At 64.9% G+C, this 12,610-nt stretch carries 12 protein-coding genes; 3 read left to right on the plus strand and 9 right to left on the minus strand.

Annotated features, from left to right (window positions below):
* Nucleotides 1–27 precede the first annotated feature (27 nt).
* Entirely contained in the window at nt 28–915 is an 888-nt protein-coding gene (locus tag CPI83_RS12180; RefSeq protein WP_097387263.1) for a TIGR01777 family oxidoreductase, read from the minus strand.
* 120 nt (nt 916–1,035) lie between these two features.
* Nucleotides 1,036–2,799 carry a 2-oxoglutarate dehydrogenase, E2 component, dihydrolipoamide succinyltransferase gene (sucB, locus tag CPI83_RS12185; protein WP_097388178.1) on the minus strand — a complete coding sequence of 588 codons (1,764 nt, stop codon included), beginning with the start codon at nt 2,797–2,799 and terminating at the stop codon, nt 1,036–1,038.
* A 364-nt stretch (nt 2,800–3,163) separates the two neighbouring features.
* Here sucB and CPI83_RS12190 point away from each other — a divergent pair, with 364 nt between their 5' ends.
* Nucleotides 3,164–3,514 carry a hypothetical protein gene (locus CPI83_RS12190; protein ID WP_003941713.1) on the plus strand — a complete coding sequence of 117 codons (351 nt, stop codon included), beginning with the start codon at nt 3,164–3,166 and terminating at the stop codon, nt 3,512–3,514.
* A gap of 55 nt (nt 3,515–3,569) precedes the next feature.
* Here the strand turns inward: CPI83_RS12190 and CPI83_RS12195 are convergent, their stop codons facing one another.
* Nucleotides 3,570–5,087 carry a leucyl aminopeptidase gene (locus CPI83_RS12195; RefSeq protein WP_020908114.1) on the minus strand — a complete coding sequence of 506 codons (1,518 nt, stop codon included), beginning with the start codon at nt 5,085–5,087 and terminating at the stop codon, nt 3,570–3,572.
* Between the two features lie 159 nt (nt 5,088–5,246).
* Between CPI83_RS12195 and gcvT the strand changes: the two genes are divergently transcribed.
* Together gcvT and CPI83_RS12205 are read left to right on the plus strand one after the other, a co-directional pair.
* On the plus strand, nt 5,247–6,347 hold the full coding sequence (gene gcvT, locus CPI83_RS12200; protein ID WP_097387264.1) for a glycine cleavage system aminomethyltransferase GcvT: 1,101 nt from the start codon (nt 5,247–5,249) through the stop codon (nt 6,345–6,347).
* Between the two features lie 32 nt (nt 6,348–6,379).
* Nucleotides 6,380–7,483, plus strand: a complete 1,104-nt coding sequence (locus CPI83_RS12205) for a branched-chain amino acid aminotransferase (protein WP_097387265.1) — start codon at nt 6,380–6,382, stop codon at nt 7,481–7,483.
* Here CPI83_RS12205 and CPI83_RS12210 read toward each other — a convergent pair.
* The 6 genes from CPI83_RS12210 to CPI83_RS12235 form a co-directional block, all read right to left on the minus strand.
* On the minus strand, nt 7,477–8,313 hold the full coding sequence (locus CPI83_RS12210) for a dienelactone hydrolase family protein (protein ID WP_232816914.1): 837 nt from the start codon (nt 8,311–8,313) through the stop codon (nt 7,477–7,479). The two genes, CPI83_RS12205 and CPI83_RS12210, sit on opposite strands and share 7 nt — an antisense overlap.
* 112 nt (nt 8,314–8,425) lie before the next feature.
* On the minus strand, nt 8,426–9,400 hold the full coding sequence (locus CPI83_RS12215) for a helix-turn-helix domain-containing protein (protein ID WP_097387267.1): 975 nt from the start codon (nt 9,398–9,400) through the stop codon (nt 8,426–8,428).
* 9 nt (nt 9,401–9,409) lie between these two features.
* Entirely contained in the window at nt 9,410–10,177 is a 768-nt protein-coding gene (locus tag CPI83_RS12220; RefSeq protein WP_097387268.1) for an adenosylcobinamide-GDP ribazoletransferase, read from the minus strand.
* Between the two features lie 2 nt (nt 10,178–10,179).
* Nucleotides 10,180–11,238, minus strand: coding sequence for a nicotinate-nucleotide--dimethylbenzimidazole phosphoribosyltransferase (cobT, locus tag CPI83_RS12225; protein WP_232816931.1), 1,059 nt, complete (start codon nt 11,236–11,238; stop codon nt 10,180–10,182).
* A gap of 110 nt (nt 11,239–11,348) precedes the next feature.
* Complete coding sequence (gene cobU, locus CPI83_RS12230; RefSeq protein WP_021334110.1) at nt 11,349–11,936, minus strand: bifunctional adenosylcobinamide kinase/adenosylcobinamide-phosphate guanylyltransferase; 588 nt, start codon at nt 11,934–11,936, stop codon at nt 11,349–11,351.
* Nucleotides 11,937–11,938: 2 nt separating this feature from the next.
* A complete protein-coding gene (locus CPI83_RS12235) occupies nt 11,939–12,595 on the minus strand; it encodes a DUF3043 domain-containing protein (protein ID WP_007730051.1) in 657 nt (218 codons plus the stop codon).
* Nucleotides 12,596–12,610 lie beyond the last annotated feature (15 nt).

The following is a 12,610-nucleotide window of genomic DNA, read 5'->3' on the forward strand; positions in this document are numbered from 1 at the left end:
ACGTAGAGATTACGCCCGACTTCGGAATCATCCGAGTGCGGCCGCCAGCGCTTCGCCGATCGTGTTGTGGCGGAAGGAGAATCCCGCCTTTTCCAAGGCCGCGGGAATGGCGCGCTGGCCACCGAGGATGCCACTCTTGGCGAATTCTCCGATCAACGCTTCGAGTGCGAACCCGGGAACGATCCAGGGAGCCGGTCGGTGGACCGCACGGGACAATGCGTCGTTGAACTGGGCGTTGGTGACAGGTGCCGGACCGGTCAGGTTGACGGGACCGGAGATTTCGGAATTCGTGAGCGCGAACTTGATCGCGTCGCACTCGTCCTCGAGTGAGATCCACGGAAAGTACTGGCGACCGTTGCCCAATCGCCCACCGAGACCGAACGAATAAAGGCGCCGAAGCCGACCGAGCATGCCGCCGTGGGGTGAAATCACGACGCCCGAGCGCAGATTGACCACGCGGGCTCCCGCCTTGCGTGCGGGCTCGGTGGCAATTTCCCAATCGCGACACGTCGTGGCGAGAAAGTCGGTGCCTGCCGGCGAATCCTCGTCGACGATCTTGTCGCCGGTGTCGCCGTAGTAGCCGACGGCGCTCGCGTTGGCGAGTACGGGAACCTTCTGACTTGCGACAGCTTCGGCCAGGACATCGGTCGCGACGATGCGGCTGTCACGGATCGCCTGCTTGTAGGAACCCGACCACCGTTTGTCGCCGATGCCGACGCCGCAGAGGTTCACGACGGCGTCAGCGCCCTGTAGGACGGAGAGGTCCAGACGGTCCTGGTCCGGGTCCCAACGCGATTCGTCGGGTCCAGCGGTCGAGCGTCGCACGAGACGTACGACGTCGTGGTTGTCGGAGCGCAACGATGACACCAAGGCCGTTCCGATCAAACCGGACGAGCCGGCGATGACTACTCGCATTCGGAAAGCCTCCTTCGATTCAGCCTGCTTCGATATCCGACCGTGTATATCCGACCGTACTGAAAAAGCCGGGGCGCCACCTCCTGATGGAGATGACGCCCCGGCCGGCCGAGCAGTTGCTTACAGGCCCAGATCAGCTTCGAACGAGGCTTCTTCCAACCGCTGCTTCACAGTGGTGAGGAATCGGCCGGCGTCGGCGCCGTCGACCAGACGGTGATCGTAGGTCAGCGGCAAGTAGATCATCGAGCGAACGCCGATGGACTCGTTGCCGTTCTCGTCGGTGACCACCATCGGGCGCTTGACGATCGCGCCGGTTCCGAGCATGGCCGCCTGCGGCGGTACCAGGATCGGGGTGTCGAACAGCGCGCCCTGGCTGCCGATGTTGGTGATGGTGAAGGTTCCACCCGAGAGCTCGTCCGGCTTCAGGCCACCCGAGCGTGCACGCTTCGCGATGTCGGCGATGGCGCGAGCCAAACCGGCAAGGCCGAGATCGCCGGCGTTGTGGATGACGGGGGAGAGCAAGCCCTGATCGGTGTCCACTGCGATGCCGAGGTGCTCAGCGTCGTAGTAGGTGATCTGCTTGGCAGCCTCGTCGTAACTGGCGTTGATGTTCGGGTGCGACTTCAGCGCCTCGACGACTGCCTTGGCGAAGAACGGAAGGAACGTCAGGTTGACGCCTTCGCGCTCGATGAAGCCGGCCTTGGCACGGGCCCGCAGGGCGACGATCTTGGTGACGTCCACCTCGAAGGTCTGCGTGAGCTGAGCGGTGTTCTGCAGCGATTCACGCGTCTTGGTGGCCGTGATCTGCCGAATACGGTTGGCCTTCTGCGTGGTTCCGCGCAGGTGTGCCAGTTCCGGTCGGACGCCTGCGGCTGCGGTGGCGGCCGGTGCGGCCGCGGGTGCTGCAGCAGGAGCAGCGGCGGCGGGAGCCTTCTTGGCCTCCGCAGCGGCGAGCACATCCTGCTTGCGGATGCGGCCGCCGACGCCGGTGCCGGTGACGGTCGCGAGGTCGACGCCGTTGTCCGTGGCGAGCTTGCGCACGAGCGGGGTGACGTACGGGCTGCTGTCGCCGGAAGCTGCGGGTGCGGCCGCCGGTGCGGGAGCTGCAGCAGGCTTCGGAGCGGGTGCGGCTGGTGCGGCAGCAGGCTTGGGTGCCTCGGCCTTGGGTGCTTCAGCCTTCGGTGCTTCTGCCTTGGGTGCTTCAGCCTTGGGTGCCGGCGGAGCGGCCGGTGCTGCGGGTGCGGCCTTGGGTGCCGGAGCCGCGGCGGGTGCGCCGGATCCGACGACGGCCAGCTGGCCACCGATCTCGACGGTGTCGTCTTCCTGCGCATTGATCTCGAGCAGGATTCCGGCGACGGGGGACGGGATTTCGGTGTCGACCTTGTCGGTCGAGACTTCGAGCAGCGCCTCGTCGACGGCAACCTCGTCGCCGACGGCCTTGAGCCAGCGGGTGACGGTGCCTTCGGTGACGGATTCGCCGAGGGCGGGCATCGTCACGGCGGTGCCTTCAGCGGAACCGCCGGAAGCAGCGGGTGCCTCGGCGGCGGGAGCTTCTTCGGCGGGAGCTTCGGCAGCCGGGGCTTCCTCGGCGGGAGCTTCCTCTGCGGCGGGGGCGGGTGCCTCTGCCTCGGGTGCTGCGGCTTCGCCGGCTTCACCGATCTGGGCGAGCTCGCCACCGATTTCCACGGTGTCGTCTTCCTGCGCGACGATCTTGGTCAGGACGCCGGCGACGGGAGACGGAATCTCGGTGTCGACCTTGTCCGTGGAGACTTCGAGCAAGGGTTCGTCGACTTCGACCGTGTCTCCTTCCTGCTTGAGCCACCGTGTGACAGTTCCCTCGGTGACGCTCTCACCTAGGGCTGGCATCTGGACGGAGAAGGCCATGTCTTTTGACTCCTCGACAGTTGTGTTCGGGTTGTTGAATTTTGTCGACTTGTGGTCGTAATGCATTGTGCTCGAGTGGCGCGCGACGTGCGGCTACTTGTAGCTATTTTGCCGATGTCGACGCGCGGGCGCGGCGTCACCGTCGTTCATCTTTCCATTGATACGCCGGGCGTGTCCGATGAGGGGGATGCCGTCCGTTTCGGGTGTGTCGGCTACTGGCGAGTAGGTATGCGTTGGGGGTCCGGCTGTAACGTCGTAAGCGGACCAAACGGTATGTCGTGCGCAGGCACAACGGACATCGCCTGGCAAACTTGACATATCGCCGGGGTGCATCCGCGGCGTCGGTACCGAGGAGGGTACGACCGTGGGACTGTTCGATCGTTTCAAGCGTCCGCCGAGTGCGGCTCAGGCCGCAGCGCAGAGTGATGCGGATCATCTGGCGAATTGGGCGCACTCGCACGAAGGCGTCGAGGCCTATGTGGAACCGCAGACGACGGTGACCGAGGTGACCGTTGTCCTCGTCGCGAAGGACGGGGAGTGGACTCGTCGTCGTGTCGGCGGCGAGCGTGGTGCCCGCAAATTGGGACAGGACTTGAAGATCCCTGTCTACGACGTCAGAAAAACGGGATATCCGCAGCGTATGCGTGATCATGACGAGCGTAAGCGAATCGAACGCAAGCGGGCACGAGAGCAGGAATTGCGCGACGGCGCCTGAACTGCTGTGCGCCTTTATTAACCGCGGGGGGTTAATAAAGGCGCACAGCAAGTGGTCAGCCGTTGACCGCGATGTCCTCCAGGACCGAGATCATCGTGCGAACCGGAACGCCGGTGCCGCCCTTGCCGGTGTAACCCCACGGCCCTGACGTGTTGTACGCCGGACCCGCGACGTCGATGTGCGCCCACTGGACACCCTCGGGAACGAATTCCTTGAGGTAGTGAGCGGCGACCAGCATGCCGCCCCAGCGGTGCGGGGTGACATTGGCCATGTCGGCGACCTTGGAGTCGAGATCTCCGCGCAGTTCCTCGGGCAGCGGCATGGCCCAACCGTTCTCGCCGACGCTCTGCGAGATGGAGGCGACGCGGTCACGGAACTCGTCCGTGCCCATGACGCCGGGGGTGCGGTTGCCGAGCGCCACCATCTGCGCACCGGTGAGGGTTGCGGTGTCGATCATGTAGTCGGGGTTGTCCTCACCCGCGCGAACCATCGCGTCGGCCAGGATCAAACGGCCCTCGGCGTCGGTGTTGACGACCTCGATGGTGATTCCGCCGTACTGGGTCAGCACGTCGCCGGGACGTTGGGCGGTCGCGGACGGCATGTTCTCGGCCATCGGGACGTATGCGACGACGTTGACGGGCAGACCGAGCTTGGCGGCAAGCACGACGGTGGAGATGACGGCTGCGGCGCCGCCCATGTCCGAGGTCATGTTCTCCATCCCGGCGGCGGGCTTGATGGAGATTCCGCCGGTGTCGAAGGTGATGCCCTTACCCACCAGTGCGACCTTGCGGGCGCCACGCTTCTTCGACGCGTATTCGAGGCGGACGAGACGAGGCTGGCGTGACGAGCCCTTGCCGACGCCGATGATTCCGCCGTAGCCACCCTTCTCGAGTGCCTTCTCGTCGAGCACCTGGACGGTGAGCCCGGCCTCGACGCCCAGTGCCTTGGCGCGCGCGGCGAACTCGGCGGGGTAGAGGTGGCTCGGGGGAGTGTTGACGAACTCGCGTGCGGTGGCGACGGCCTCGGCGATCGCTGCCGACCGTGCCAGCGTTGCCTTGGTCTCCTTGGTGCGCGGCGAGGGCACCAGAAGTTCGACGCGGGCCAGTGGCTGCGAATCAGGACCGGGAGCCGTCATGGACGACTTGAATTCGGTGAAGCTGTACGCGCCCAACGCAAATCCCTCGGCGGCTGCGCCGAGATCGAGGATCGAGAGCGTGGTTGCGACGGTGTCGATGCCGGACAGTGAGCGCGCTGCAGCGCCCGCGGACTTGCGGATCTGCTCACTGTCGAGCTTGTCGGCGGAGCCGAGTCCGACGGCGAGGACGCTGGTGACCGACAGCGCGCTCGGTGCCGGGACGCGGGTGAGCTGCTCGGGCTTGCCGGTGGCGCCGACGGCGATGAGGCTGTCGAGGATCTCGGCGAGCACGTCTTCGGCGACGATGCCTTCGCTGAGTGCGATCTCGGGGCCGTCCGGACCCGACGTCAGACCGACGACCAATATCTCTGCGCGCTTGGCGACTGTGCCGGCGAGAACGAGGTCGGGTCCCAACGATCGGGCTGTGCGAGTGCTCAAGGTGTCTCCTGTGAGGTGAGTGTGCGATGCGTCCGGTTCTGGCGGATGCCTGAGTCGATGTTAGGCCCTTTGCCGTTTGCGGACGGGGCGATCGTCGCGGCCGGGTGAGCTCTCGCTGCGGACATGTTTCGATCGGCGAAGTCCGATAGGTTGTGGGCCATGACCGACGAACAACTGATGCAGGGCCCGATCCACCCCGTCCACGTCGAACTCGGCGCGACGTTCGCGCCGTTCGGGGGATGGCAGATGCCGGTTTCGTACGCCGGCGTCGTGGCCGAACACACCTCTGTGCGTGAGAATGTCGGACTCTTCGACGTCAGTCACCTCGGCAAGGCCGTCGTGCGTGGCGCGGGCGCCGCGGAATTCGTGAACTCCGCACTGACCAACGATCTGAACAAGATCGGGCCGGGTAAGGCTCAGTACACGTTGTGCTGCAACGAGTCCGGTGGTGTCATCGACGACCTCATCGCGTACTACGTCAGCGACGACGAGATCTTCCTCGTCCCGAACGCGGCCAATACCGCGGACGTCGTTGCGGCTATGGTCGCCCTCGCACCGGACGGAATCACCGTCGAGGATCAGCATCGTGCCTACGGTGTGCTGGCTGTGCAGGGTCCGAAATCGGTGGCGGTTCTGACGGCGCTGGGACTTCCCACCGAGATCGAGTACATGGCGTACGAAGATGCGGAATGGAACGGCGTGCCTGTTCGTGTGTGCCGCAGCGGTTACACCGGTGAGGTCGGCTACGAACTCCTGCCGCGGTGGGAGGACAGCGAGCCGTTGTTCCGTGCGCTTCTCGAGGCAGTGCGCGCCGAGGGTGGGCAGGCCGCCGGACTCGGCGCCCGTGACACTCTTCGTACCGAGATGGGTTATCCGCTGCACGGGCATGAGCTTTCGCTCGAGATTTCTCCGCTCGAAGCGCGCTGCGGATGGGCGATCGGTTGGAAGAAGCCGACATTCTGGGGCAAAGAGACCTTGACCGACGAGAAGGCTGCCGGCCCGGCTCGCAAACTCTGGGGGATCAAGGCTCTCGATCGCGGCGTGCTTCGTGCCGGCCTAGGTGTTCTGCGTGACGGCGAGGCAATCGGCGAGACCACCTCGGGGACGTTTTCGCCTTCGCTCAAAGTGGGAATTGCGTTGGCGCTCCTCGATTCCGGTGCCAATGTCTCGGCCGGCGACGAGATCGAAGTCGACGTCCGTGGTCGTGCTCTTCGGTGCGTCGTGGTGTCTCCTCCGTTCGTGGAGACCAACACCAAGTAGAGAGCTTTTTCACGTTCGATAGGATTGCGCCCATGACAGGTGCCGCCGATTTCGTTCGTGTTCAGAGCTCGTCCCCGAAGTCCGACGCCGAGCGCCGTGACATTTTGGCGGCGCCCGGCTTCGGGCGGCACTTCACCGACCACATGGTCTCGATCGACTACACCGCGGGCAAGGGCTGGCACGACGCCCAGGTGTTGCCGTACGGAAACATCGAGCTCGATCCGGCCGCAATGGTTTTGCACTACGGACAGGCCATCTTCGAGGGCCTCAAGGCATACCGTCAGCCGGGTGGCGAGATCAGCTCGTTCCGCGTCGAGGCCAACGCCGAGCGTTTCGCAGCATCTGCGCGCCGTCTGGCCATGCCGGAGCTCCCGTCGCAGATGTTCATCGATTCCATCACCGAACTGATCGACGTCGATCTCGAGTGGGTTCCCGCAGCCGGCGGTGAGGACGCGCTCTACCTTCGTCCGTTCATGTTCTCCACCGAAGCCGGACTCGGTGTCCGTCCCGCCGACGAGTACCGCTACCTGCTGATCGCCTCACCCGCCGGTGCGTACTTCCCGCGCGGCGTCAAGCCGGTCAGTGTGTGGCTGTCCACCGAATACGTTCGCGCGGCCCCCGGCGGTACCGGCGCGGCCAAGTTCGCCGGCAACTACGCCGCTTCGCTCCTCGCCCAGGCGCAAGCCGCCGACGAGGGTTGCGACCAGGTGGTCTGGCTCGACGCCATCGAGCGCACGTACGTCGAGGAAATGGGTGGAATGAACCTGTTCTTCGTCTTCGGCTCCGGCCCCGACGCTCGCCTCGTGACGCCGTCGCTGTCCGGTTCGTTGCTGCCAGGCATCACGCGCAACTCGCTGCTCGCCCTTGCCGCCGATTCCGGTTTCGCCGTCGAGGAGCGCAAGATCAGCACCGACGAATGGCGCACCAAGTGCAAGAGCGGTGAAATCACCGAGGTCTTCGCTTGCGGCACAGCAGCAGTCATCACCCCCGTCGGACGTGTCAAGTCCGCCGAGGGCGAGTTCACCATCGCCGACGGCGAGCCGGGTGAAGTGACGATGGCACTGCGCGACACCCTCACGGGCATTCAGCGCGGCACCTTCGCCGACACCCACGGTTGGATGACCAAGCTTCACTGATCGCTGGTTCGTTCCGCGAGCAACCGCTCGCGGAAGAACTGCAGAATCTCGTCTCGAGCGACGGTGGTGGGCGATCCCGCCTCGTCGACGAGATGAGCCGTCACCACGCTGTGTGGATTGGCAATGACGTGTTCGAAGAATGGTGACGTTGTCGCGTTGGCCGCTTCGTCGGGCAATACCTTCCCGACAAAGCGCTCGCCCATGGCCTTCGAGTAGGCCGCGAATCGCTGTGCGCGGCAGAACGGGTCACCTTGAAACCGGTATGCAAGCACCGTGAGGTCTTCGGCCTCGAGTCTCGAGCACACGGCTTCGAGTTCTTCTGGCCCGCTGTCGGTTTCGTCCGGTCGATCGAGCGGTAACGACGGTTGGGCGAGAACTGGCGCGATGACCGAGGGTTCGAGCATCATCGACAACGCGAAGTTGCCGGTGAAGCACATCCCGATCACGCCAACGCCAGGACCGCCGCACTCCTCATGCGCCGAAGCGGCGAGTGAACGCAGCCAACGGACCGCCGGACTCGGTTCGTCGACAGCGAGGGCGCGGAACTCCGCACTGACGCAGGCTCTCTTGAACACCGTCAGCCCCTCGTCCACTGTGGGGACCGCTCCGTCGCGCCCGAACAGTGACGGAACGAAGACAGTGAAACCGGCGTCGCGCACCCAGCGGGCGAATCGCGCTACATGGGGGCTGATGCCTGGCATTTCCGGCATGACGATTACTGCGGGACCGGTGCCGGCCACGTACACGGACTTCGACACTGCGCCGATCGTGATCGTTCGACGGTCGAAGTCTTCGAGTGGATCATCTTTTGTCATACTTCGGTTCGGCACGATGAGCCCTCCCAAGTAGTCGAAGTAATTCCTCTGCAAAGTCTTTCGGTGCGGGATCAACTACAGAAGAGGGCGGTTCGCCACGTTTTCGGGCGGGCTCGCCACGCACGGCCTATCCGGCGCCGCCGTTGCGGAATCGCTTTCGATAGTCGGCCGGGCTGATGCCGACGCGGTCGGTGAACAGGCGACGGAAGGTTCCAGGATCCTGATAGCCGATGTGCCCCAGGATCTTTCCGAGAGACCAGTCGGTCGATTCCAACAACCGTTTCGCTTTTCGGATCCGTGCACGCTGCAGATAACTGCGCGGCGATTCCCCGGTCTCGTCCTTGAACTTCCGAAGCATGGTTCGGGTGCTGAGGTGAAAAGCATCCGACAGCAGATCCAAGTCGTATGGCTCCGCCATCCGTTCGACCAACCAACTTCCGACGTCGTCGGCGAACTGTGTGTGATTGACGGGCAGCATCGAGTCGACGATGTACGGAGATTGACTGGTTCGATTTTCCGGCGCCAGAGTAATTCTTGCAGTCGTTCGCGCAATCTTGTCGCCGAGATGCTCGCGCACGAGTGCTGTTGCGAGGTCGAGCGCGGCAGTGAACGCCGCAGTGGTGGTGACGCCGTCGTCCTGGACGATCAACGAGTCGGTTCGAACCGTCGCACCGGGGTAACGACTCGCGAGGTCCGCACCGTACAGCCACGACGTCGTACATCGGCGTCCGTCGAGCAGTCCCGCTTCGCCCAGCAGATACGCGCCGACGCAGACCGACGACACCCGAACGCCGCGCGCCTCGCACGCACGGATCAACTCGATTTCTCTGTCCCACAGCGACAAACGCGTCGTAGGGTCTTCGGACGGCACGAGGTCGAACCCCGGCACAACCAGGTGATCGATGTCGTGATGCCCCTCCTGCACCCCGAGCGAAAATCCACCTGCCGCAACTACGGGCGTGCCGGACGCTGCGATGACCGATACCTCGAAGGGGTCGGCGGGCGCTCCATCAGCGACCCGATTCGCGATCAGGAGAAGGTCGGTGAAAACGAAGATCTCGGCCGCGAGGCAACCTTCGTACGCAAGGACACCTACTCGCACGACGTCGGATCACAGTCCGAGAGTGAGGCCGACGGCCGTCAGCGTCACAGTGAGTTCGAGCGCGAATCCGAGAACGTCTCCGTTGAGTCCGCCGAATCTACGGACGCAGTGACGCACGCACAGCACACTGATCAGTAGCGCCGACGCGGTCACGAGAGGGCCGAGCCACCACCGGTCGGTGGCAAAGGCGGAAGTGGCGATCAGCGGAACCGACCATACGATTGCGGCCCAGAGCGGTTGTGAATCGGCGACGAGCGCACCGAATCCGCTCGGGCCAGACGCGAGAATACCTCGGCGGCAGGCAAAAACGACGGCCACACGACCCGCAGCGACAGATACGAGAACGGCGATCCACTGCGTGGGGGAGTCGGCAACAGCGAGGACGCCGAAGGAGACCGATTGCAGCCCAAGGAAGATGAACAGTGCCGCGACCCCGAACGGTCCGGCACCGCCGCTGTGCATGACCTCGCGGGCGCGCTCCGGTGGACCGTAACAACCCAGTCCGTCGACGGAGTCTGCCAGTCCGTCCACGTGCATCCCGCGTGTCCCGAGAGCGAGCGCACCGACCGTCAGCAAGCCTGCGAGATAGGGATTCAGGCCGATACTGGTTGTGCCCCAAAGCAGAAACGTCGCGGCAATGCCGAGTGCGATCCCGGTGAGCGGAGCTGCCGCGATGGCGCGACGACCGGCAGTTCGGTCGATGTCGGAGGGACCACGAACCGGAAGGACCGTCAGCCACGAGAAGGCCAGAGGCACTCCGGACAGCGGGCCCGCCATGCTCACTCCGCCGTATCGGTCTTGGTCAGGTCGATCGACTCCGGTTCGTCGGCAGGTGCGCTGCCCTGAGTGCTGACACCGGCTTCGGAGAATGTCGCCATCTTGCCCAGGATTGCCACTGCGCCCTGAAGAATCGGGAGCGCTGTGACTGCACCTGAACCTTCACCGAGACGCATGTCGAACTCGACGATCGGGTCGAGACCCATTCGGGTCAATGCGATGGTGTGGGCGGGTTCGGTGGAGCGGTGTCCGGCGACCCACCATTCACGTGCGCCGAAAGCCAGTTCGTCGGCAACCATGGCGGCTGCGGTGACCACTACGCCGTCGAGGATCACCGGCGTACGACGCGAAGCTGCCTGGGCCAGAAAGCCGGCCATCGCGGCGAGGTCGGCACCCGAAGACGTGCGCAGCAGCGCGACTGTGTCGCGAACGTGCGGACGGGCACGCCGGAGAGCGTCGCGAATCGCTGCGGTCTTGCGGATCCACCCGGCGTCGTCGATACCGGTACCACGACCCACGACCGCGACGGGTTCACTGTCCGTCAGGGCTGCGATGAGTACGGTTGCGGGCGTCGTGTTGCCGATGCCCATGTCACCGGCGATGAGAAGATCTGCGCCCCCGTCGATTTCCTCGTCCGCGATCGCTCGGCCGGCGGCGATGGCCTGAAGGGTTTCCTCGTTCGACATGGCGTCTTCGCGGTCGATGGACCCGGAAGACCTGCGCACCTTGTGGTTCGAGACGGACGGATCGGTATCGCCGTCCACTGCGATGTCGACGACGCGTACCGTGGCGCCGGCAACCTCGGCGAGGACGTTGACTGCCGCGCCGCCCCCGAGGAAGTTGGCGACCATCTGTGCGGTCACTTCCGGCGGATAGGCGGAGACGCCGTTGCGGGCGATTCCGTGATCACCCGCGAAGACGACGACGCGAGGCCGAGCGAAAGCGTGTGGGGGACAAACTCCTTGGCAGGCTGATGCCCAACCGGCGAGAGCCTCCAGTCGGCCCAGCGAACCGGCCGGCTTGGTCAGATCACGCTGACGCGCGTCGGCCTGTGCCCGCACCTCGCGGTCGGGCGGGGTGACGGGTTCGAAGTCGGCGCTACTGACTGGCGCGACGTCAGGGTTGGCATCTGGATTCGCCCCTGAAACGGCCCCTGGATTGGCCTCGGTACTCACATCGTGCCTTCCGGTTGTGCAGCAGTATCTTTCAAGATGAGCGGTAACCCTGCAACCACTAGTACGACACGATCGCACACCGCGGCGATACGAGCGTTGAGAGTGCCGATCTCGTCGCGGAACAATCGTCCCGACCGCGTCTCGGGGATGACGGCCAAACCCACTTCGGGGCTGACCAGCACCAGGTGTCCGCGATAGTTCTCGACACTGGCGACCAGGCTGTCCGCAGCGGGAGTGACGGTGCCGCGCGGAGCGTCCCAGGCGCCTTGCCGATCGAGTTCCGTGGTCAGCCACGTTCCCAGATCGTCGACCAACGTCGCTGTGTGTGAATCGCTTTCGAGTTGCGCCGCGAGGTCACCGGCAGCTGCGGTTTCGACAGTCGACCAATGGGAAGGCCGTCTGTTGCGGTGCTGGTCGATCCGGCTTTCCCAGTCTGCGTCGGAGACATCACGTCTGGCTGTCGCCAGGTACCGGATCGGTGCCGAACCTTCGGGTAAGTGGCCCGCACAAACCAAATCCTCGGCGTGCGCGGACTTACCAGACCGCGCGCCGCCGAGGACCAATGTTCTATACGTGTTCGTCACGCTCAGATTGCGTCGCCCGGCCCCACACGAGGCTTCGGTGCGCGCAGCTTACGGATCTGCGACGCGCGAACGAACGCGTACCAGCCGAGCTTGAATCCGCCGTCGGTGCTGTCGGGGAAGCGCTCGGCGACGCGGTTGTTGATCATGCGACCGAGCCAGATGCCTTCACCGACCATGAAGAGCATCATCACGAGCATTGCCAGCGTGACGATCTGCTGGAGCGCGGGCGTGACGAACATCGTCATGATGAGGATCAATGCGAGCGGCATGAACAGCCCGACGAGGTTGCGGCGAGCGTCGATGAAATCACGGACGTAGGCGCGAACCGGTCCCTTGTCGCGGGGGAGCAGGTACTTGTCCTCGCCGGCGAGCATGCGGGCGCGGCGGTCTGCCGACGATGCGCGACGCTCGGCGGCTTCGGCCTTGCGGTCCTCCTTGGAGCCGCGGGTCGCCTTACGGCGGGCGCGGGCTTCCTTCGCGGTCAGCGGGGCAGGGGCAACGGGGCCACGCCTCTTCGCCTCGGCGTCACGACGCTTGGGTGTGGGGCGGCCCTTGCCCACCTGCTCGATGGGCGCCTCTTCGGAGGCCGAGGATGCCTCAGTGCCCTCGACGTCACGTTTGTCGGAGTTGTCTGAGTCACCGCGGCGTAGCAATTTCACACCTCCAGGCTATTG

It is taken from the genome of Rhodococcus sp. H-CA8f, assembly GCF_002501585.1.
Classification (GTDB): Bacteria; Actinomycetota; Actinomycetes; order Mycobacteriales; family Mycobacteriaceae; genus Rhodococcus_F; species Rhodococcus_F erythropolis.